General features: G+C 63.6%; 21 protein-coding genes. 13 read left to right on the forward strand and 8 right to left on the reverse strand.

The features are described 5' to 3' along the window. Positions 1-2 precede the first annotated feature (2 nt). Positions 3-785 carry a class II aldolase/adducin family protein gene (locus WN72_RS14150; RefSeq protein ID WP_085404180.1) on the forward strand — a complete coding sequence of 261 codons (783 nt, stop codon included), beginning with the start codon at positions 3-5 and terminating at the stop codon, positions 783-785. Here WN72_RS14150 and WN72_RS14155 read toward each other — a convergent pair. Then, a complete protein-coding gene (locus tag WN72_RS14155) occupies positions 778-2136 on the reverse strand; it encodes an FAD/NAD(P)-binding protein (RefSeq protein WP_092214603.1) in 1359 nt (452 codons plus the stop codon). The genes WN72_RS14150 and WN72_RS14155 overlap by 8 nt on opposite strands. A gap of 158 nt (positions 2137-2294) precedes the next feature. After that, entirely contained in the window at positions 2295-3245 is a 951-nt protein-coding gene (locus WN72_RS14160; protein ID WP_244553714.1) for a LysR family transcriptional regulator, read from the reverse strand. A gap of 95 nt (positions 3246-3340) precedes the next feature. On the opposite strand from WN72_RS14160, the gene WN72_RS14165 reads away from it, so the two are divergent. Together WN72_RS14165 and WN72_RS14170 are read left to right on the forward strand one after the other, a co-directional pair. Then, positions 3341-4222: a hypothetical protein gene (locus WN72_RS14165; RefSeq protein WP_244553715.1), complete on the forward strand. Its 882-nt coding sequence runs from the start codon at positions 3341-3343 to the stop codon at positions 4220-4222. Then, positions 4219-5232, forward strand: coding sequence for a DUF2891 domain-containing protein (locus WN72_RS14170; protein WP_092214608.1), 1014 nt, complete (start codon positions 4219-4221; stop codon positions 5230-5232). Before WN72_RS14165 ends, WN72_RS14170 begins: the two co-directional genes overlap by 4 nt. A 21-nt stretch (positions 5233-5253) precedes the next feature. On the opposite strand, the gene WN72_RS14175 is transcribed toward WN72_RS14170, so the two are convergent. The 4 genes from WN72_RS14175 to WN72_RS14190 are packed head-to-tail and all read right to left on the reverse strand — an operon-like array spanning position 5254 to position 10500. Next, on the reverse strand, positions 5254-6978 hold the full coding sequence (locus WN72_RS14175) for a dipeptide ABC transporter ATP-binding protein (protein ID WP_092214610.1): 1725 nt from the start codon (positions 6976-6978) through the stop codon (positions 5254-5256). Continuing rightward, entirely contained in the window at positions 6957-7805 is an 849-nt protein-coding gene (locus WN72_RS14180; RefSeq protein ID WP_092214612.1) for an ABC transporter permease, read from the reverse strand. Before WN72_RS14180 ends, WN72_RS14175 begins: the two co-directional genes overlap by 22 nt. Then, a complete protein-coding gene (locus WN72_RS14185; protein ID WP_092214614.1) occupies positions 7802-8812 on the reverse strand; it encodes an ABC transporter permease in 1011 nt (336 codons plus the stop codon). Before WN72_RS14185 ends, WN72_RS14180 begins: the two co-directional genes overlap by 4 nt. Positions 8813-8847: 35 nt before the next feature. Then, a complete protein-coding gene (locus WN72_RS14190; RefSeq protein WP_092214949.1) occupies positions 8848-10500 on the reverse strand; it encodes an ABC transporter substrate-binding protein in 1653 nt (550 codons plus the stop codon). A 362-nt stretch (positions 10501-10862) separates the two neighbouring features. Between WN72_RS14190 and WN72_RS14195 the strand changes: the two genes are divergently transcribed. From WN72_RS14195 to WN72_RS46920, 6 genes are read left to right on the forward strand one after another with little or no spacing between them, the layout of a single operon-like run. Next, positions 10863-11891, forward strand: a complete 1029-nt coding sequence (locus tag WN72_RS14195; RefSeq protein ID WP_244553716.1) for an ABC transporter permease subunit — start codon at positions 10863-10865, stop codon at positions 11889-11891. Next, positions 11888-12616 (forward strand): ABC transporter ATP-binding protein, encoded by a 729-nt coding sequence (locus tag WN72_RS14200; protein ID WP_092214616.1) that lies wholly within the window; start codon positions 11888-11890, stop codon positions 12614-12616. Before WN72_RS14195 ends, WN72_RS14200 begins: the two co-directional genes overlap by 4 nt. 20 nt (positions 12617-12636) lie before the next feature. After that, positions 12637-13719 (forward strand): ABC transporter substrate-binding protein, encoded by a 1083-nt coding sequence (locus WN72_RS14205; RefSeq protein ID WP_092214954.1) that lies wholly within the window; start codon positions 12637-12639, stop codon positions 13717-13719. 33 nt (positions 13720-13752) lie between these two features. After that, positions 13753-14178, forward strand: a complete 426-nt coding sequence (locus tag WN72_RS14210; protein WP_092214618.1) for an OsmC family protein — start codon at positions 13753-13755, stop codon at positions 14176-14178. A 3-nt stretch (positions 14179-14181) separates the two neighbouring features. Then, on the forward strand, positions 14182-15513 hold the full coding sequence (locus WN72_RS14215; protein WP_092214620.1) for an LLM class flavin-dependent oxidoreductase: 1332 nt from the start codon (positions 14182-14184) through the stop codon (positions 15511-15513). A gap of 52 nt (positions 15514-15565) precedes the next feature. Continuing rightward, positions 15566-15754, forward strand: coding sequence for a helix-turn-helix domain-containing protein (locus WN72_RS46920; protein WP_244553717.1), 189 nt, complete (start codon positions 15566-15568; stop codon positions 15752-15754). Positions 15755-16235: 481 nt separating this feature from the next. On the opposite strand, the gene WN72_RS14225 is transcribed toward WN72_RS46920, so the two are convergent. Further along, positions 16236-17165, reverse strand: coding sequence for a MobA/MobL family protein (locus WN72_RS14225; RefSeq protein WP_167380735.1), 930 nt, complete (start codon positions 17163-17165; stop codon positions 16236-16238). Between the two features lie 451 nt (positions 17166-17616). Between WN72_RS14225 and WN72_RS14230 the strand changes: the two genes are divergently transcribed. Then, on the forward strand, positions 17617-17943 hold the full coding sequence (locus WN72_RS14230; protein ID WP_092214624.1) for a hypothetical protein: 327 nt from the start codon (positions 17617-17619) through the stop codon (positions 17941-17943). A 536-nt stretch (positions 17944-18479) separates the two neighbouring features. On the opposite strand, the gene WN72_RS14235 is transcribed toward WN72_RS14230, so the two are convergent. After that, entirely contained in the window at positions 18480-19283 is an 804-nt protein-coding gene (locus tag WN72_RS14235) for an IclR family transcriptional regulator domain-containing protein (RefSeq protein ID WP_092214626.1), read from the reverse strand. Between the two features lie 152 nt (positions 19284-19435). Between WN72_RS14235 and WN72_RS14240 the strand changes: the two genes are divergently transcribed. From WN72_RS14240 to WN72_RS14250, 3 genes are read left to right on the forward strand one after another with little or no spacing between them, the layout of a single operon-like run. Further along, positions 19436-20344: a DMT family transporter gene (locus tag WN72_RS14240; protein WP_092214628.1), complete on the forward strand. Its 909-nt coding sequence runs from the start codon at positions 19436-19438 to the stop codon at positions 20342-20344. Between the two features lie 38 nt (positions 20345-20382). Further along, positions 20383-21246, forward strand: a complete 864-nt coding sequence (locus WN72_RS14245) for a 2-keto-4-pentenoate hydratase (protein WP_143130574.1) — start codon at positions 20383-20385, stop codon at positions 21244-21246. Positions 21247-21254: 8 nt separating this feature from the next. Next, complete coding sequence (locus WN72_RS14250) at positions 21255-21755, forward strand: pyridoxamine 5'-phosphate oxidase family protein (protein ID WP_199820229.1); 501 nt, start codon at positions 21255-21257, stop codon at positions 21753-21755. Positions 21756-21775: the final 20 nt, after the last annotated feature.

The following is a 21775-nucleotide window of genomic DNA, read 5'->3' on the forward strand; positions in this document are numbered from 1 at the left end:
CAATGAACAAGGTCGTCGAGAAGCCGAAGAAATACTCCCTGGTCGAGCGCACGCCGGCCGCGACGTTCGAGGAGGAGCGGCTGCATCGCAAGCAGCGGCTTGCCGCAACCTTCCGCCTGTTCTCGCGCTACGGTTTCGATCAGGGCCTCGCAGGCCATGTCACCGTGCGCGATCCGGAGTTTCCCGAACGGTTCTGGATCAACCCGCTGTCGAAGCATTTCAGCCAGATCAAGGTGTCCGACCTTCAACTGGTCGATCACGACGGCAACATCCTGATCGGCGACAAGCCGATCAACCAGGCCGGCTTCGTGATTCACTCGGCGATCCACGCGGCGCATCCGGAAGTGATCGCGGCGGCCCACACCCATTCGACCTACGGCAAGGCGTGGTCGGCGCTCGGTCGTCTGCTCGATCCGCTGACGCAGGACTCCTGCGCGTTCTACGAGGATCACGTGCTATTCGATCCCTTCTCCGGCGTCGTGCTGGAGGCGGAAGAGGGCCGCAAGATCGCACAGGCGCTGGGATCGAAGAAGGCCGCCATCTTGCAGAACCACGGCCTGCTCACGGTCGGACCGACCATCGAGGCGGCCGCATGGTGGTACATCGCGATGGACAATGCCGCGCGCGCTCAGTTGCTTGCCGAGGCCGCCGGCACCCCAAAGCCGATCCCGCACGAGATCGCCAGCCTGACCTCGCGGCAGGTCGGTACGCACAAGGGCGGCTATTTCAGCTTCCAGCCGCTCTGGGACTGGATTACCGAGGCCGAGCCGGATCTGTTCAACTAGCGATCACGGTCTCGCGAAGCCGCCCGGCCAGCTCCGCGCATTGCTGCCGGATGTCGGGAACGGCAATGATCTCCCAGAACGCGGCCCGCGTCAGCGGGCCGACGGCATAGAGCCGGCGAGAGGGAGATCCGTCACGATTGACAATTGCACAGTCGGGCGTGACGTCGATGCCGATCCGCAGCGGATCGATGCGGGCAAGGCCTTGGTCGAGCAGGCTGCGGACGGCCGGGTTGGTGCTGGCGGCTGGATCCCGGACGATCCCGGTGCAGTCGACGATGGCTCCGACCTCAAGCTCGGACGTCTCGGTTTGACCGCGTCTGCGGTAGCGAACGATGGCGCCGCCGGAGTTCGGCGCGATGCTGGCAAGCTTGCCGGCGATAACCGTCAGCCGCCTTATGGCGAGGGCCTCCGCGATGCGCGCCTCGACCTCCGGCGCGGTGCGATGGCGATGGACATCCCACCAGGCGCGGGCGTGCTCCAGGAAGCGGCGCTTCGAGCTCAATGGCAGCTCCTGCCAAAGCCGCTGGGTGAAGGGCCTGATTGCGTCGATCGCACCGCGCCACTCGCCGCCCTCGGCGACGTGCAGCTCGATGCGGCGACGAAACCAGCGTAGCAGCGGCCCGATCTCGGCGCCGAACGGAATCTCGCGTTCAGTGAAGCGCATCGGATCGACGCGTCGGTGCGCTCTCGGTAGGAGGCCGCGCCGCGACATTGCGACGATCTGGCCCTGATGTCCGTAGCGAAGCAACGACAGGACATAGTCGACCATCGAGAGACCCGTGCCGAGGATGAGCACGGTGGCCTTCGTGTCGATGCCGGCGTCGGTGGGTGAGGCCCAGGGTTCTGCATGACCCGCCAGCAGCGGGGCCGCGGCGTCATGGCCGGTCGCGAGAATGGCCGTGCTGCCGGTGATGCATGTTCCGTCGGCAAGGGTGACTGCGACGTCGGAGGGATTTTCCCGGATCGACACGCACTCTCCGCGCACGATGGTCAGGCCTTGTGTCCCGTCGCGCGATCTCAGCGGCGCGATCAGATCGACGAGATAGTCGCCGTAGGTTTGCCGCGGAACGAAGCAATAGGGATCGGGACACAGCGGCCCGCCGGGCCGTGCACACAGCCAGTTCCAGAAATGTTCGGGATCGTCGGGTAGCGCGCTCATGTTCGTCACGCGCACATTGAGGAGATGCTCGGGATTGCCTGCATGATAGGCAAGTCCGCGTCCGATCTCGGGCCGCTTTTCAATCAGGGTCACGCGGAGGCCAGAGGGATTGTTCTTCAGGAGCTGAAAGGCGAGGAGGACGCCGCTGGCGCCTCCCCCGATGACGATCGCGTGCCGCCCCTCCGGACTCATCGTGCCGCCCCCCGTTTCGATCGCTCAGTCAACGCCGCAGGACCGGGGAAGCTTTACCGTTCAAATGCGTTGATAGTCAGACAAGTGCGATATTCTATTCTTCACCAGATCAAGAGTGGTGACGCTCCGTTCAATCGCCATTTGCTGGAACGATCTTGTCAAAGTTCCTTGCAAACACGATTGACCAATTCGATGAACCAGCGCAGCGCCGGATCCGCCATGGCGCGGCGGGTGTGGAGCAGGTCGATATTGAACGCCTCGACATCGTAGGGAACCGGAACGACGGATACGCCGGCGGCAGCCGCGAAGCGGCGCGCGATGCGCTCGGCCATGGTCGCCACCAGATCGGTTCCGGCGACTGTAAATGGCACCGCGACGACGTGGGCGAGCGTGATCGCAGTCCTGCGTTTGCGTCCGTGCCGGCTCAGCATCGTGTCGATAGCGCCAGGAAGCCCGTCGCCGCCGGCGGATGAGAACAGCACATGCGGAAGACGCGCGTAGTCGTCCTTCGTGAGCCGCGCCTTCCCTTTGGTGCGCCTGGCGTCACGAATGCAGACGAAGTTCTCCGCGAACAGTGTGCATCGGGTGATGCGTTGGGACGCGGGAAGATGGCCGCCGATCAACGCGTCGACATCGCCGCGCTCGAGGCTCGCGACACTCGCGGCCGGATCGATGATGGGACGCACCACGAGATCAATCCCCGGAGCCTCCCGCCGCAGCGCCTCGACCAGCGGTGGCACCACGACGTGGTCGCCATAATCGGTCGCGGCAATCGACAGGCGGCGGCTGACTGTTGCCGGATTGAACGCTGATGTGGGCGCGAGCACACCCCTGATCTGTGCCAGTGCGTCGCTGATCGGTTGGGTCAGCGCCAGCGCCTTGGCCGTCGGCTGCATACCGGAGGCCGAGCGCACGAAAAGCTCGTCACCAAACAGCGCGCGCAGTCGCATCAACGCGCTGCTCATCGATGGTTGCGCCAAGCCGACGCGTTCGCCGGCGCGGGTCACATGGCGCTCCTCCATCAGCGCCTCGAAGGCAACCAGGAGGTTAAGGTCAACGGAAGCCAAATTCATCATAGCAATGATAGGCATAGCAATAATCGATTTCAAGAATGTCGTGAGGTGTGGTCCTCTGATCCAAACGACGTGACTGGACGAGGCGTATGCGACCCTCACTCCTGCGCCTCATCCCGCGCGGACCGACATTGCTGGCGCTCGGCGTCCTGCTTGGGCTCGCCTTTCCTGTTCTCGCGGATCTGGCGCGCCCGCTGATGCCGACCACGATCTTCCTGATCGTGCTCGGAACGCTGTTGCGGATCGACAGCCAGGCTGTCATCGCGGCGCTGCGGCGGCCATCACTCTCCGTGCTGCTCCCCGCAATCGTCATGGTGGCCTGTCCGCTGCTGGTCGGTGCTGCCGGGCATGCCTTGAGCCTTGCTCCGGAACTCGCGCTTGCAATTGTGCTTGCCGTCTCGGCGCCGCCGTCGAGCGGAACGGCGGCGGTGATACGCATGCTCGGGCTCGACGGCGCAGTGCCACTCGTGGTGACGGTGCTGTCTATGGTGCTGGCGCCGGTCACCGTGCCGCTTCTTGCCGGTTGGTTCGGGGGACTGGAGATTAGCGCGCTCGAGCTCGCGCTTCGTCTGGCGCTGTTGATCGGCAGCGCTGAAGGCGTGGCGTTCCTGGTCCGGCGGCATGCGGCCTCGATGCTGGCGGCCCATGGCGCGGTAGTCGATGGGACCATCGTCGCGGCGCTCCTCGTCTTTGCCATTGCGACCATGGCCGGCATTCGCGCGCAGATCGCGGCGGATGTGCAGGCCGCCATGCTCTGCCTGGGACTCGCCTTTACCTGCAACATCGCCCTTCAGGCGGCGGGGGCCATACTGCTGCCCGGCAGTTTGGGCCAGCGCCTGACTATCGGACTCATCCTCGGCAATCGCAATGTAGGCCTGGTCTGGTCGGCGCTGGGAGCCGCCGCCTCGCCGCGCATGGCCCTATACTTCGCCGCGACGCAATTTCCGATCTACCTTCTGCCGCGGCTGATCGAGACATTGATCAGCCGTAAAACTAAAGAGGCCAAGCCGTGACCACACCCCATCTCACCCTCGACCATGCCCAGCATTTCGCCCGCATTGCGCTTGGCCATGTCGGGCGGGAATATCCCAACAATGTGGACCACGCACTGGCCGAACCGTCGGACGCCCGCACGCCGAGCCAGCTGCATCCAATCTTCTACGGCAGCTACGACTGGCACTCCTGCGTCCACAGCTACTGGATGCTGGCGCGACTGCTGCGCCGCTTTCCGGATTTTGCGGCGGCCTCCGACATCCGCACGCTGTTCGACACGCAGTTCGTACCCGAGAAGGTCGCTGCTGAGCGCGCTTACTTCGCTCGCCCGACCGCCCGTGGCTTCAAGCGGCCCTATGGCTGGGGCTGGCTGCTGAAGCTCGCGACCGAGCTCGCGCTCCACCCCGACGATCGCTGGAGCCGCAATCTCGTACCCCTGGCCGACATCATCGCGCAGCGCTTTCACGATTTTCTACCGTTGGCGCATTATCCCGTACGCGTCGGCACACATTTCAATACGGCGTTTGGCTTGCGGATGGCAGCGGACTACGCCGGTATCAAGGGGGATGAGGCGCTGGCCAGGCTGCTGCGCGAGACCGGCCATCGCTGGTATGGCGAGGACAGCGACTGCCCGGCCTGGGGTGAGCCGAGCGGCGATGATTTCCAATCCTCGGCTCTCATCGAGGCCGAGTGCATGCGGCGCCTATTGCCGCCGGATGCGTTCCTGTCCTGGTTCGATCGGTTCCTGCCGCGGCTCGTCGAAAAGCAGCCGGCAACGCTGTTCAGGCCTGCGACGGTCACCGACCGCACGGATGGCAAGATTGCCCATCTCGACGGGCTCAATCTCAGCCGGGCCTGGTGCTGGCGTTCTCTCGGTAATGCGTTGCCGGCAGGCGACCCCCGTCGCGCCATTGCCCACGAAGCGGCGCGCGAGCACCTGGCCGCGGGCCTTCCACATATCGCCGAGCACTATATGGGCGAGCACTGGCTCGCGAGTTTTGCCGTGCTTGCCCTTGATAATGACAACTGAGCAGGCGAGGGCTGCCTGCGGTTATTCCGCAGCGGCCATCAGCCAGGGACGCGCGTGCGGAACGTTTGCAGCGCCGGCGACACCTGACGGGATCGAGGCCAGCAGCGACTTCGTATAGGGCTGCTGCGGATTGTCGAAGATCTCGGTGACGGCTCCATGCTCGACGATGCGTCCGCGGTGCATCACCGAGACGGTGTGGGCGAGCTGGCGCACCAGCGCCAGGTCGTGGGAGACGAACACATAGGTCAGGCCGAGATTGGCCTGCAGCGAGAGCAGGACTTCGACGATGTCGGCCTGGACGCTGACGTCGAGTGCGGAGGTGGGCTCGTCGAGTACGATCACGTCGGGCTTGAGCACCAGCGACCGGGCGATGGCGACACGCTGGCGCTGGCCGCCTGACAGGGCCGCTGGCTTGCGGGAGAGCAGGTGCTCGGCCAGTCCGACGTCGGTCAAAGCCTCGCGGACCCGCGCGTCGCGCTCCTTGCGCGTCCCGACCTTGAAACGGTCGAGCGGCTCGCGCACCAGCTGCTCGACCGTCCAGGTCGGATCGAGCGAGGTGAACGGATTCTGGTAGACCAACTGAAGGTGGCGCCACGCCGAGCGCAGGGCCTCGGGCGAGCGACCGTTGATCTGCTCGCCTGCGACCGAAATGGTCCCGTGGTCGGGCTGCTCGAGGCCCAGCAGCAGCCGGACCGCGGTCGTCTTGCCTGACCCGGACTCGCCGACCAGAGCATGCGTGGTGCCAGCCGGAACGGCGAACGACAAATCGCTGGCGGCCGTCAGCGTCTTGCCGTCGACGGTGAAAGTCTTCGTGACGGCGCTGACCTCGATCTTCGGTGCCGCGCCGGCGCCGGTCTTGAGGGCACAAAAACCTGTATCGCGCAGCGCGGCGTAACGATCGGGGTTGAGCGCCGGGACATCCGCGCGAAGCTTCCTGGCGTAGGCCGACGCCGGCGAGGAGAAGACGGCTGCGGTGCGGCCGGCCTCCTGGATGACGCCGTCCTTGAGCACCACGAGCGAGTTCGCGCGTTCGGCGGCGATCGCAAGGTCGTGGGTAATGAGCAGAAGGCTGATCTTGTGATCGTGCTGCAACCGCGTGAGCAGATCGAGGATGCGCTTCTGGATCGTGACGTCGAGCGCGGAGGTCGGCTCGTCCGCGACCAGCAGAGCCGGCCGAGGAAGGATCGCAAGGCCGATCAGCACGCGCTGGAGCATGCCGCCGGACAGCTGGTGCGGGTAGGAGTCATAGACACGTTGCGGGTTGTCGAGCCCGACCTCGGCGAACGTCTCAAGGATGAGTTGCTTGCGGAGCGCCATGTCCGGCTCGTCGAGGAGTGCTGCGGCCTCTTGTGCCTGGCCACCGATCGTCCGCACCGGATTGAGCGAGTTGGCGGGATCCTGCGGGACGAACCCGATGGCTCGTCCTCGCAAGGGGCGGAAGCCGCGCTCGGACATTCCCAGCACGTCCTGGCCGTCGAACGCGACGCGGCCAGTGGCGCGTCCGCCGCTGGGGAGCAGCCGCAGCACCGCGCGGGCGATCGTCGATTTGCCCGAGCCGGACTCCCCGATAAGGGCGAGGCTCTCGCCGCGGCCGAGTTCAAACCCGACATTGGTCACGACCTCATGCGGCCCGTAGGAGACCGAGAGGCCGTCGACCCGGAGCAACGGAAGCGGACGCAGCGGCAACGGCGCGGTGAGCTCCGCGCGCGTAAATGTGTGGGAGGTCAGTCTGTCTTGCGCAGCCATCGGCTGATCCTGTTCACGGAGAGGACGGTCGCGATCGTGACGAAGGCGGGCGCGTACACCAGCCACGGCCATTTGAGGTAATCCTTGCCGATCGAGATCAGCAGGCCCCAGTCGGAGGCGGGAGGCGGATCGCCGTAACCGAGGAAGGCGAGGCTCGCGATCACCAGGATCGACAGGCCGAATTGCAGCACTGTGAGTGGAATCACCGAGCGCGATGCGTTCGGCAGCACGTGCCGCAACAGGATGTGCCAGCGCGAGCCGCCCATCAGGAACGCCGCCTCGACGAAAGTCGCTTGCCGGGTCTTGATCACTTCCGAGCGCATCACCCGCGCAAACACGGCCACCGCCGAGACACCGGTCGCGATCGCAGCGTTGGTGGTGTCGAAACCGATCGCGGTGACGACGATGACTGCCAGCAGGAAGTTCGGGATCGCCAGCAGCACGTCGACCAGGCGAGCGAGCACGATGTCGACCCAGCCGCCGAGGAAGCCTGCAAGCAAGCCGATCAGGCCGCCAGCGACGGCGGCGATGGCGACGGCGATGAGTGCGCTCGTCACCGAGGACGCCGTGCCATAGACAACGCGGGTGTAGAGGTCGCGGCCGAGGTGATCGGTGCCGAACCAGTGTGCGGCACTCGGGCTCAGCAATTTCTCGGCGGGAACACCGACGATCGGGCTATGATTCGTGAACAGGCCTGGCGCCAGCGACCAGGCAATCACGATCAGGATGACCGCGAATGAAAGCGCGACAGTTGGCGGCACGCGAAAAGCTGTCAGCCGGCTGATCGCGGTGACGCGCGAGGCAGAGGAGAAGGAGGCGAGAATCATGATGTGACCGCCGCGGTTGTTGCAGCGGCGCTATCGTCCGCGGTGGTCGGGCGGACCCTGCGACCGCCGATCAGCTTCACGCGCGGGTCGAGCAGCGGGTAGACGAGGTCGGCGATCAAATTGACGAGCACGAACACGACTGCCGCGAGCGAGACGACCGCTTGCAGCACGGGCAAATCCTGCGTGCTCACCGAGCGCTGCACCAGACTGCCGATGCCGGTGCGGCCGAACACCGTCTCGGTGATCAGCGAGCCGCCGAGCAGCTCGCCGATGGCGAGCGCGATGACGGTGACGACCGGGAGTGAAGAGGGCTTGAGCAAATGCCTGGCAAACAGACGCACCTGCGTCAGACCACGGCTGCGCGCAACGGCGGCGTATTCCTGGTCTGACTCCTTGTCGAGGTTCGCGATCAGCACCTCGGCGATCCGAGCGGAGACGGGCACCCCGAGCGCGATCGCGGCGAAAAAGGTGGCCCAGAAGCTATCCGGTGCAATCACGCGAAACAGTCCGAGCTGGAACCCGAAGATGTGGATCAGCGCCAGGCTGATCACGAAATTGGGCACCGACAGGAACAACGACGGGAAACCGCGCAGCAAGCCCTGGCCGAAACGTTTCGGAAGGAACTGCGTGCCGTAGGCGATCGTCAGCGCCAGCAGCAGCGCGATGGCGAACGCCGAGGATGCAAGGAGCAGCGTTGACGGGAGAACTTCGGCGATCAGGGTCGTCACCGGCCGGCTGGACCGCATCGACAAGCCGAGGTCGCCGGTCACGAAGTTGGACAAAGACGTCCAGAGCTGGACTGGAATCGGCCTGTCTAGCCCCTGGGCGGCAATGATCTGCCTGATCTGGTCCTCGGTGAACCCGTTCTGCGGGTCGCGCAGCACGTTGGTGATGGGATCGCCGGGCAGAATGCTGACGACGACGAAGGTGAAGACGTAGGCCAGCAGGATGACGACGACGGCCTGGGCGAAACGCTTCGCGGCATAGGACAGGTAGGCGCTTCTCATGCCGGTCGCCTCAGGCTGCTTGGTTGCACGACGCCTTACTCGCCGATCGTTGCCGTGTAATAGCTGGCATAGGCGATGCCGTTGTAGACCTCTCCCTTGAGCTTCGGGGACTGCACGTAGATTCGCTGAACGATCTGCGTCCGCGGAATGAAGTAGCCTTGCTCGAGAACGTAGGTCTGCAACTCGTCGAGCAGCGGATTGCGAATGTCGAGAGAGGCAGCGCCGGCGATCTTGTCGCGCAGCTCGTTGAGCTTGCCGTCACTGTCGCCGAGGTTGAACCAGTTCTCGCCATTGTTGGCCTCGGTGAGGATGCTGGCGACCGTGCCGGCGTCGATGAAGCTGCGCGTCACCTCATAGGCCGGCACGGCCGGACCGCCGAACCGGACCTTTTCGCCGAACGTCACGACGTCGTAGGCCCGGATGGTGACCTTCCACCCGATCTTGCCGAGTTGCTGGGCGATGAGCTCGTCGATCGACTTCGCCGTCGCGAGGTAGGGGTTGGAGTGAAGTGTGAGCGACAGCTGCTTGCCGTCCTTGGTGCGAATGCCGTTGGCCCCCTTGGTCCAGCCGGCATCGTCGAGAAGCTTCTCGGCCTTGCCGGGGTTGTAGGCCAGGAGGTCGCTGTGGTCGGTCGCACCGGGCACGTTGCTCTGGATGAAGGACGTCGCCAGCTTCCAGTCAGGCGTATAGACGGTGTCGATGATTTCCTTCCGGTTGATGCCGGCCTGAAGCGCCTGGCGTACCTTTACGTCATTGTACGGCTCCAGCTTGGTGTTGATCGCAAGGCCATTGACGAAGCCGAGATAGCGCGGCGTTGCGATCGTGAACCCGGCCTCCTTGAGAGACTTCAGTTCCTGCGGCGAGGGGCTGTAGGCGACATCGGCCTGTCCCGACTGGACAGCGGCGACCCGCAGCGACGGCTCCGATACAAGCTTGTAGGTGATCGAATTGAGATAGGCCGGGCCGGTATGACCGACCGCCGGCGGGCCCCAATTGTAGTCCTTGCGCTTGACCAGCTTGACGAAATCGCCCTCCTTCCAGGCGGCGACCACGTACGGTCCGCTGCCGGATGTCTTGGCCAGATCAGCCTGATGGGCGGCGGGCTGCGCGATGGTTTTCGGGGAGATGAGGATCGAACCGTGATAGCCGAGCGTCGGGATGAACCCGAGCGTCGGCGCCCTGAAGAGGACCTTCACCGTGGCCGCGTCGACAGCCTCGGCGCGGTCGTAAGTCTTCGGAAAGAGGCCAATCGGGTTGATGCCCTCGTTGCGGCGGCCGGCATACCAGATGTCGAGATTGGCGACGACCGCCGACGCGTCGAGCGGGGTGCCGTCGGAGAAGCTCACGCCCTTCTTCAGGTGCAGGGTGAACTGGGTGGCGTCGCCGTTCTGCTCCCAGCTCTCGGCGATCCAGGGGCTGACCTTGCCGTCGGCATCGACATAGACGAGCTTGTCGGTCACATGGCCCCAGATGTGGCCCTGGAAGCTGGAGATCGCACTGTTGTTCGGAATCCAGGTGCTGCCGAGCGAGTCGATGAGGAAGGTGATGTCACCGCCGTTCGGCGGAGCGCCGGCGCTTCGGACTGGCGACAGTCCCGCGATGGCCGTCAAGGCGGCGGCCGCCACCACGGAGGTGGCGGCCAGCAGGCGGCGCCGGGAGAGCAGGAGTGAAGAGAAGCGTGCGGTCATGGATAGCCCCTGATGATTGGCAGCGTCGAGCGGATCGCCGTATCCATGGCGATGTTTCGGCACGATCGCCGTTTCTTCGTAGGAGAGGCGAAACGAGCAGACCTGGCCATTCCAAAGTTTGGGTGAGGTGGGCAACAAATGCCTCGGGATCAGGGCCATGGCCGCAATGGCCGTTTTGTTCTTCGTGCAAACGCGCACGATTGTAGTTTGGCTCACGATCTAAGGCGCATCCGTTGCTGCCTCGAGCACCCGAAATTTGAATTCGACTGCGAGATGGTTCGCTTCGACGTGTCAATTCGCGTGGCGCATCGTCGTATTGAAAGGACATTCTGCCAAATCCCGCGCGCAGTAGAACGGCATTGATGCCGACGATCGAAAAACGAATTTTGCTACCATCGAATTGCGCGCTGGAGTTTGCGAAGGTGACGCCGTCTCAGCTGAGACGGAGCAAGTTCGATTTCATGACGGATGCGTCGCTACTTTCCACATCTGCCGATGCGACTGCAGTACCCGCAGCCAGCCGCACGGAGCCATTCCACCGTCCCGGCGAATCTGTCGTGACGGTGGTCGCCGACGTTGCGCGTCCGTCGGAAGTGTCGAGATTGCGCGCGCATGCCCCGATCTGGCGCTCCGTCGCTTTGCCCTGGCTTCTCCCGATCGGCCTGCTGCTTGTCTGGCAGTTCCTCTCTGCGACCGGGATTGTGTCGACTGCGATCGTACCGGCGCCATCCGACATCTGGGACGCTGCACGGCAGCTCGCCGAGCGCGGCGAATTGCAGCACGACATCCTCGTCAGCCTTCGTCGGGTTGCAATCGGCTTCAGCATTGGCGCTTTCGGCGGGCTTCTGTTCGGTCTGGCCGTGGGGCTGTTCGAGCCGGTGCACGATCTCTTCGATCGGTCGCTCCAGATGATCCGAACGATTCCGCATCTGGCGCTGGTGCCGCTGATGATCCTCTGGTTCGGCATAGGGGAGGAGCCGCGCCTTATTCTCGTCGCGATGGGGTCGCTCTTCCCGGTCTACATCAACACGGTCGGTGGCATCCGCAATGTCGATCCGAAGCTGATCGAGCTTGGAAAATCCTACGGCCTCGGGCGTTTCGAACTGGTCTTGTCCATCATTCTGCCGGCGGCGCTTCAGCCGATCCTGGTCGGTATGCGCTATGCACTTGGTGTGGCCTGGCTCACGCTGGTGGTGGGTGAAACCATCGCCTCACGTGATGGCGTCGGTTACCTGGTGCAGAATGCCCGTGAGCTGCTGCGCATCGACATCATCGTGCTGGCCATCGTTCTTTACGCCATCGCAGGCTGGCTGTCGGATTTCATCACGCGGCTGATTGAACGTCGGCTGCTGCGCTGGCATCCGAACTATGCTGGCAGGGTGAAGGCATGAGCGGAGCCAGCGTCAGCCTGCGCTCGGTCGGCAAGTCATTCGCCGGGCGCAAGGTCCTTGATAGCGTTGATCTCGATATCGCGGCCGGCCAGTTCGTCTCGATCATCGGGCCTAGCGGCGCTGGCAAGTCGACGCTCCTGCGCCTTGTGGCGGGACTGGACGCACCCTCGCGTGGCCGTATTGAACTCCGGACGACCGGCCACAAGGCGGACGTGCGACTGATGTTCCAGGAGGACCGGCTGCTGCCATGGCGGACAGTGCTCGGCAATGTGTTGCTGGGCATCAAGGGCAGGAAGGATGACGCCGGACGCATTCTCGAAGCCGTTGGATTGCAAGGGCGCGAGAGTGAATTTCCGGTGGGACTGTCGGGCGGTCAGCGCCAGCGTGTGGCGCTGGCAAGGGCGCTGATTCACGAGCCTGACTTGTTGCTGCTGGACGAGCCGTTCGGGGCGCTCGACGCCATCACCAGGGCTGCGATGCAGCTGCTCCTGGGGCAGTTGCTGGTCGCGCGGCCTCGCACCGTCGTGCTGGTGACGCATGACGTCGAGGAGGCGTTGCTGCTCTCGGATCGGGTGCTCCTGGTCAAGGACGGCGGCATCGCGCGCGATCTGATTTTCGACCAGCCGCGCCCCCGGCATCGCGGGGATCCGGTGCTGTCGGCTCTGAAAGAGGAACTGCTCGACGGTCTGCTGACGGCAGAGCGCGATTTGGTTGCCGTTGCATAACGAGACGAGAGGATGACTTGATGACTTTTGGTGGTTCGACGCGCGGTAGCGCGGGTATTTCGCGGCGCTCGGTGCTCTCGATCGGTGCTGGATTTGCCGCCGCCGCGACCGGGGCAGGCGCGGTATCGCGCGTGAGCGCCGCCGATGCCGTGCCGCCGCAACTGACTGTCGCGGTGATCGGAGACGGCCGGACCGGTGTCTGGGCATCGCTGCGAGCCGGCGTGGGCGGCCGCAATCTCGAGCAGGAGCTTGGCACCAGGATCGTCTGGCAACCCGGCTTCACGGCATCGCTGCCGGTGATGGAGGCGATCAAGGCCGGCTCCGTCGATTTCACCTTTGCCACCGCAACGGCGGTCGTGAATGCTGTTCCGGCGCGCGTTCCGATCGTGCCACTGGCAGCCTATCCGCTGCCGGTCGACGAGGTCGATTTCCTGGTGCAGGCCAATTCCCCGATCAAGACGGCGGCCGATCTGAAAGGCAAGAAGATCGCCCACCAGAATGGCACGACGGGCACCTACAGCCTGATCAAATATCTTGAGACTGCCGGCCTCAGATTGTCTGATGTCTCAGCCGTCAGCCTGAGCGGGGCGGATGCGTTCACGGCATTCGCGCAAGGCAGCATCGACGGCTGGATTCACTGGCAGCCGGCGACGGCGCTGGCGCTGACAAAGCTCGGCGGCAAGGCACGTCTGCTGCCCGACGTGAAGACCTACGACTATGCCTTCTACGTCGCGCGCAGTGACATCGCGGTGAAATATCCGCAGCTCCTCGCCAAGTTCGTGAAGATCATTAGGGAGACCCAGGCCCATATCTTCGCGCATCCTGCCGAATCCGTTGCACTCTGGGCGTCGCAAGGCGGCTTTCCCCCGAACGGGACCGAACAGGCCGTGTATGAAAAGCTCGTCCGCGATGCCAGGCTGTCGGAGTCGACCGCAGTTGCGCTCAAGCCGATCGATGAGGCAGCCGCCGCATCGACGCAGGATCTCGCCGACAATTTCCACGCGCTCGGCGTGCTCCCGAACAAGGTGGACGTCCGATCGTTCCTGCTTGGCACGCAGTTCGATGCCGCAAAGAGGGCCGTCGCACTGGAGCTCGGCGCATAAACAGAGACGCCGAGCCAACAACGGGGAAGCATCATGAACGCTCAAGCCGGCGAGACGGTGTCGATCACCTCCGCCACCATCGGCCAGTTCGGCCGATATTTGCTCAGCGCAGGCAAGAACCATTTCATCTCGGACCAGCGCGTGGCCGTCGGGGGCCCGGGCGAGGCGATTAACGCTGGCGAATTGTTGCTGTCGTCTCTCGGCAGCTGCTCGCTCGGGCTGATCCAGAAGACGGCAAAAGAGCAGGGGATCGTGCTGCGCGAGGCCGGGTCCGAAGTCTCATTCCGGCGTCACGCGACCGATCCGACGCAGTACGAATGGATTCGTATCGCGGTCCGTCTGCCCGGCGTGACGGCCGGCGAGGCCGAGACGCTGGTTGCCGGTTTCACCGCCAATTGTCCGATCTACAACACTCTGAAGCGTGGCGGTTCCGTCGAGATCTCCTGGACTGTGAGCTGACCCATGCTTGACAAGAAACTGCACCTTGCCGCCTTTGTCTCCGCAGGTCCTGTCTCCGGCAGCCATGCCGGATGGCGGCATCCGGAAGCGGATGGCGATCTGTTGTCCGCTGCGTACTACCAGAATATCGGCCGGCTGCTGGAGCAGGGGCGCTTCGATCTTCTGTTCATCGCCGACATCCTCGCGATCCCGGACACGCTGGGCGGCAGCCTCGACAGCCAGCTTCGGTATGGCGCGCTGGGCGCGCTGCGGCTCGATCCGCTGGTCGTGCTCTCGATCATCGCGGGCGCGACCAAACATCTCGGTCTTGGCGCGACTATCTCCACAACCTACGCCCAGCCCTATGTCCTGGCGCGGGCGCTGGCGACGCTCGATCACCTCAGCGGTGGTCGCGCTGCCTGGAACATCGTCACCTCGTTCCAGGAGGCGGAGGCGCGCAATTTCGGCCTGACAGAGCAGCTGTCGCGCGAAGGGCGCTACGAACGTGCCGACGAGTTTCTCGAGGTCGTGACCAAGCTGTGGAATTCGTGGGAGGACGGCGCGCTGGTCAGGGACCGCGAGACCCCGCTGTTCGCCGACCCGGCGCGGGTGCACCGGATCGATCATTCCGGCAAATGGTTCAACGTGCGTGGGCCGCTCAATGTCAGCAGGCCGCCGCAAGGGCGCCCGGTCTTCATCCAGGCCGGTGCCTCGGATCGTGGCCGCGATTTCGCGGCGCGGTGGGCCGAGATCATCTTCGTGACGCCAGGCCTGATCGACGTCGCCGTCGAATTCCGCAACGATTTGCGCGCCCGCGCGGTCCGTTTCGGTCGCGACCCCGATACGATCAAGGTGCTACCCGGCATCGTCCCCGTCATCGGCGACACGGAGAAGCAGGCCAAGGCGCAGCACGATCAGCTCCACGAATTGTCGCATCCGGAGTCCGGTCTCTCGACATTGTCCTATCACCTCGGTGTCGATCTCTCGCGTTTCCCGCAGGATCAGGTCCTGCCCGAGGACCTCAATGTGCCTGGCGTCGAGGGGCACTACCGCGAGGTCTCCGAGCTGACGCGCCGCTCGGGCTTGAGCCTTGCGGAGCTCGGACAGCGTTACGGCGCCGGGAGGACCACCAGCGGCTTCGCCGGCACGCCCGGTACGGTCGCCGATCGGATGCAGGAGTGGTTCGAGGCCGGCGCCTGCGACGGCTTCATGTTGCAGGTCCCGTACCTTCCGGGCGGCCTGGGGGAACTGGTCCATGGCCTCGTGCCGGAGCTGCAACGTCGCGGCCTGTTCCGGACCGAGTACGACGGCTCAACCTTGCGTGATTTGCTGGGTTTGCCCCGCCCGGCGGGATGACGCGCGACCGGTCACGCGTCAGCAAGTCAAAGCGGCCAGGGCCTGGCTCGACATGTCGCAAGATCAATTGTCTGCCGAATCTCTCGTCGCGCGCCGTACGATCCAGGATTTTGAAACGGGCAAGCGAGAGCCGATGCCTCGGACGGTCAAGGATTTGCGGCTTGCACTGGAGCGGAGCGGGATAGAGTTTTTGTTCAACGGAGACCGCGCCGTTGGTATCCGCGAGCGAGATTCGGACTGATCGTCCGCTCGGCTCTGCGGCGCTAGGTTAGCGCCAGCTACACGAGCTACGATGGACATCGGAAGAGCCGATGCCGCCTATCGCGTCTGGCCCGAATGTTCAGAGTTACCGATAGTTCAGCTTCGCAAGAACGCTGCTTGGCGATACCACATCGTACATTTGCCGAATTTGGATCGAGGCGCTGCGGGTCCGCACAAGATCTATCAGCAAACCATTCCGCAACTACGGTTGCTTCCTTCTAATCCAGTGGAGCGAGCCGAAGTCGGTGTAGCGCGGACCGAAATCTCGCATCGCGGGTCAGGGCGGCCCGGTGCCCTGAGTTCCAATCCGGTTGAGGTGGAGTGCTTCCTAAGGTTTGGCGTCTGCCATTGCCTGCTGGATGCCGTCCGCGAACACCGTCTCCATTTCGATAGCTTCAGCAAGCGAGCGATGCAGCAATTTGGGCATAACAACCAGCAGGTGATCGACGTGGTTGCTTTCTCTACGGCCCATATCGCGGACCGGGCAGTTCGAAGTTCGTCGAGACCGGCGCCATGGTCTCGGCCGGCACCTTTTCCCGCAAACTGGGCTTTGCGAGTCCCTCGATCACGGGGCGACGCGCCATTTTGGCTGGCGTAACCAGGGAGATTTCATCCGCAACGGGAACCGAAGCCTCCGCGCGGGCTTCCTCGAGTTCGCGCTCCAGCTTGCGGCACTCTGCCTCCAGACGGGCGACTTCCGCACGCGCCACGCGTTCCTCATCGCGCTGCTGTATCGCAGTGGTCTTCTTGCCGGTCCGCTTGTAGTACAGGATGTTCCAGCGCGGGATGTGCACTTCAGCGGCTGGCAGATCGAGTTCTGCGTTGGAGCGAGCATCGACGCGATAGGACACGTCTTTCTCCTCGCAAAACTGGTTCAGCGCCTCCGCCATCTGGCTGCGGATTGCCTTGGCTTTGAAAAGGAAAAGGTCGTTCCAGTGGCGAGCCTTTTTCGGTGAAAATTCACCGTTCACGATCTCGCGCATCGTGGCCATGAAATGAATATGGGGATTTTCCAGTCCATCGGACGCCATCGGGCAATGGACAGCTACCTGCACGACCATGCCGCGCGTTGCGAGATCGCGAGCCAGGCGCTTAGCGAGCTCGACCCAGTACTGTCTGGGCAACGCGCGCGGGATCGACAGCTCAATTAGACGCGCTTCTTGTGCGTTCTTCCGTTTCTCCGCGGCTACCGCGCGCTTCCACAGTTGCGCGCAGTCGGCGGCCCAGGCCGGAGTGCCTTGGGGACGCACCACGAAATTCTTGAGCACATCCGTGCGCTGTGAGAAGTCCACGAGCAAACCGTCGCGCCGGCGCGCCGTGCCGCCGCGCAGATATGCCGAATGTTCGATGGCGTCTCCGCCTCGCGAGCGTCGCACCAAACCCAAGTTCAAGCCCAAGCCCATGTGAGACCCACGACCCAATGTATAAATGAAGCGCCCGGCCTTCTGCCTGCCGGGAAGCTAATCGAGCCGGCAGCAAAACTCAAAGCCGGCCCAAACGCGAAGCGGGCTGGTCTCCGAACCAAAGCGACTGGAAGCCTTGCGAAGGCTTAGCGCCGGGTTCTAGGCCAACCCGACATCTTCTTTGTCGTTGCCGTAGGCTCCGCCGAATGGGGCGTCTAAGTGAGCCAAGGGCGGCGGAGCAGGCAGGATCGTTAGCTAGGAGGGATTGGCTATCCGTAGAGAGAGCCGGAGGCCCCCTGGGGGCAGCATCCTCCCGTCGTCGTCATGGTCAGGAACCTCGGCTCGCCACCCGAAATGAAATTTTTACGAGAGGGGTGGCGCCTTGCCGGCGCCCATCGATAATGGGCTGCTCCTGTAACAAAGATCGTAGGAGCTCTGGATGCCGACCTCTTTTCCCCGCCGCCCGCCCGACCATGCCGCGGACAACGCAGATTCCACCCCGCGCGAGCAGCCCCGCAGCGCCGTCGAGCGCGCGCAGGAGCGCGTTGCAGCCGCTCGCCTCAAGTTGGCGGTTCAAGAGCGCCGGCTTCGCCAGGTGTCGGTGCGAGAGCAGTGCATCCGCGAAGGCGCCGTGGGACGCGCCGTGCTGGATTTGCTCGACGACGGCGTGCTGGAGAAGGCCTCGGTCGATCTGATCCGCGCCAAGGTGCGCGAGCACTTCGGCCCCGCGCAGGCAGCGGCCTTCAGCGGTACCCTCTTCGAGTAACTTCATCGGCCGCGATAGGCGTGCGCGTAGGGGCGTCGACCTGCGGGACGCGCGAGGCGTCGTATTGCCCTCAGCGCCCCGTTTCCGTCGACGTAGAGGCCTTTGCCGTACGCGAGAAGCCGGAGGCCGATCCCTCACCGCATGGAGGCGTGTAGTCGGTCTGACTGCTCCTCCTGAGTGATGATCTCGTGCCTGAGCAGGGTGCTTCTATGTCGGCTCATGCCGTTTGGTGTTGTCGTGTTCCGTTGACCAGAACAGCTTCACGACGCCTGAAAAGCTCATGGCGAACGAGCGCATCTGGACCGCTTGATGATGCAGCACTTGGATGCTACACAGCGTTCGATGTCGCCCGAATTTGTCTGAATTTTCAGTAGCTTGTGGCGGGGCTTCGGCTGGCTGCGTACCCTCCCGCCCCAGCCAGCACTTAAGGTTGCTGAGTTCGTGATTGAAGCAGCTCTGCTCCCCGCCGGATCTTTCGCGCGCGTTTGGAAATGGCAGTCCGTTCGGCGCATGAGCCTTGCGGCTTGCCAGGTGGCTCACATGCGAACGCGAAGAACGTCGTGGGCCTTCTCCGCGGCACGTTGCAAGACCGGCAAGAAGCGTCGCTGGAGGTCTTCGATCGACGCGCGACTGGTTGGCGCCACCACCTTCATCGCGGCAACGATTTTCCCGTTCCGGTCAAACAGGGGAACGGCGACCGAGCGCACGCCCTCCTCGAATTCCTGATCGCCCAAAGCCCAGCCTCGTTGACGCGCAAGCGCGATCGCCTTCTTCAGTCGCGCCGGGTCGGTGATGGTGTTCGGACTTCGCTTCGCCAGCTTCGCTTTTCCAAGCAGCTCGTCCAGCGCGGCGGGGTCCAAAGCTCCGAGGACGATGTGTCCCAGAGAGGAAGCGTGAGCAGGAATGCGGGATCCGACACTGAGAGTGGCATTGACGACCCGTCGAGCCTGGACACGCGCCACATAGATGACGTCAGGCCAATCCAGCACCCCCACGGTGCAGGACTCGTTCAACTCGTTCACGACCTCTTCGACGAAAGGCTCCAGCGTTTCCCACATATTTTGCGAGGACAGATACGCGAACCCCAGGTCCAATACCTTTGGACTGAGGGTGAATGATTTCCCATCGAAGCTGGCATAGCCAAGATCATTCAAAGTGAGGAGGAAGCGTTGGACGGTGCCCCGGCTCAAGCCCGTTTGCCGCGCAGCCTCGCTGATCGTCAGCGACGGGTGATCACGGTCAAAGGCCCGGATCACCTCGAGTCCTCGCTGCAGCCCCTGGATGAAATAGCTCGGCTGTTTGGCTGGGCCAGCGCGCTTGGCCGTCTTGATCGTTTTCATTCTCGACTTCCCATCGTCCGCTTATCGGACAAACCGCCCAGCAATTCAAGGATTCGGCCTTTGTCCGTTTATCGGACGTATGTCCGAAATATTGACCGGCTTGCACTTGCCGGCTATTGTGACCCCTGCCGCAGATCACAGAAATTCATCCCTTGTCGCAGCCATCAAGCTCCGAGTACCTGCGTGGTGCAATTTACGGCCTTGCGACCGTGTGCATCTGGGTATTCTGGATCGTGGCCGCGCGGCTTGGGCTCAGAACGAGCCTCACCCCCTCTGACATTACGGCCATTCGTTGTGGTGTCTCTGGACTGATCTTGCTGCCGTATCTGCTGAAGGTGGGCGTTCCCGTCGGCCGGCTGGGGGGACCGGGGCTGGCGGCGATTGTGCTGGGCGGCGGGGCGCCGATGGTGCTGGTCGCCTATGGAGGCCTGCAGTTCGCTCCGGCGGCCCATGCGGCATCGCTATTCACCGCACTCATCCCCTTGCTCGTTGCGATCTTGGCCGCTGTCGTGCTTGGCGAGGCATTCACGCTTTCAAGGCAGATCGGACTTGCCTTGATCGTGACTGGGGCTCTGCTCATCGTCGGTGGCGCGGGTGGCACGATCGGATCGCGGCAAAACATCGGCCATGCCATGTTCATCGGCGCGGCCATGCTGTGGGCCTGCTATACCGTCGCGATGCGGAAAGCGAGAATGGACGGGCTCCACGCCGCCGCTATTGCCGCGGTCGGGTCATTGGTCGTTTACGTGCCGGTGTACGCCGTCATGCCAGGTGCCAATCTGCTCAATGCACCCTGGCGCGACGTCGCTCTGCAAGTTCTTGTCCAGGGATTTCTCACGCCGATTGTTTCGTATTGGCTTTACGGGCGCGCGGTCAGCATTCTTGGCGCATCGAACGGCTCGGCGTTCGCAGCCCTAAGCCCTGCCGTGACGGCCCTCGTGTCCGTCCCGCTCCTCGGCGAATGGCCAGCAACGGGTGACTGGATCGCGATATTTCTGATTTCTGGTGGTGTGTATGTCGCAAGTGGAGGCTTGGTCCCGGTCCGACCAACCGGGCACTGAGCGGCTCCCAGTCGCTGCGGTAAGGTGAGGTGGCGGTCATGGCAGGTGCGACATTGGCCAGCGCGGCCAATACTGTGCGGGCAGAAGACACAAGGATTGGTCAAGCCTCGTGCGAGGAGTTGGGACAGCTTGTGGCGAGCTGCTGGCTGGAACGCAGATCTATTCCATTGATCGATGAGAGCCTGTCCATGGAAAAGGCGCTGTGCGCCAGAGACAAATTCCTGAGTCTCATTCAGCCGCTGTTGGGTGCTCCCCTGGGATATAAGGTCGCGGCGATAACGCCGCCGGCACAGAGAGATCTGGGCATCAAGGAGCCGTTGGGCGGCACATACTTGGCCGGAATGTTCAGTTTCGAGAGCAGCGCTCCGGTCCCGGTCAGCTACGGCAATCGGCCGATCGTCGAGGCGAAATTGATGGTTGCGGTCAGGGACGATGCCATCAACGACGCGAAGACGATCGAAGACGCAGCGAAGCACATTGCGTACATCTTACCGAGCATCGAGCTTGGGGATTCTCTCGCTGACATCGGGCAAAAGCTCACGGCGCCGATCCTGATGCTCTACAATGTCGGCGCACGCGCGGCGATCCTGGGCCGGCCTATCGCTTTCGATGGTTCGGAGAAAGCTGTTCGAGCGCTCAACTCGCTCGTCGTGACCACGACAGACTCAAGCACCGGACGCCATATCGACAGCCAATCGGCCAGCGCCATGATGGGAGGCCCCCTCAACGCGGTGCTTTGGCTTGTTCGAGATCTGCACATTCGCGGCGTGAGGCTACGGGCCGGGGATCGCCTGGGGCTCGGAGCCTTGTCGCGGGTGCGGCCGACGCCAGGTCTGCTGCTGGAGACGCGATGGGAGGGACTTACGGAAACTCCAACGGTGGTCAAAGCGCTGTTCGAATAGCGTCGGCAGTGACGCTGCTTGGGGATTCGGTTCATGTCGGAGAGGCGAGCGTGACGAAGAGATTTGCGAAGGCCGAAGAGGTGGTCTTGTGCTGGCTTGCAACGGTTGACGCCAGCAACAGGCCCAATGTGACACCCAAGGAAATTTTTGCAGAGATCGGCGACGGCTTGCTTGTCATTGCCGATATCGCTTCGGCGCGCAGCGTGCAGAACATCAGAGCCAATCCGGCAGTGTGCGTCAGTGTGATCGACATCTTCCTTCAGCGAGGCCGAAAGCTGGAGGGCACAGCCGAGATTATCGCTCCGGATCATCCGGATTTCACCAAGCTGGTCGCGCCACTGCTTCGGATGACCGCAGACAAGTTTCCGATCCGCCACGTGATCTCCGTCCGCATCGAGCGCGCGTCGCCGATCCTCGCGCCGAGCTATTTGTTCTTTCCTGAGCGGAGCGAGGAGGAGCTGCAGAGCGACGCCTATCGGACCTATGGCGTGCAGCCGATGAAAGGATGACGCGAGAGGCTCTGGCAGGG

The sequence above is a fragment of the Bradyrhizobium arachidis genome (assembly GCF_015291705.1).
Classification (GTDB): Bacteria; Pseudomonadota; Alphaproteobacteria; order Rhizobiales; family Xanthobacteraceae; genus Bradyrhizobium; species Bradyrhizobium arachidis.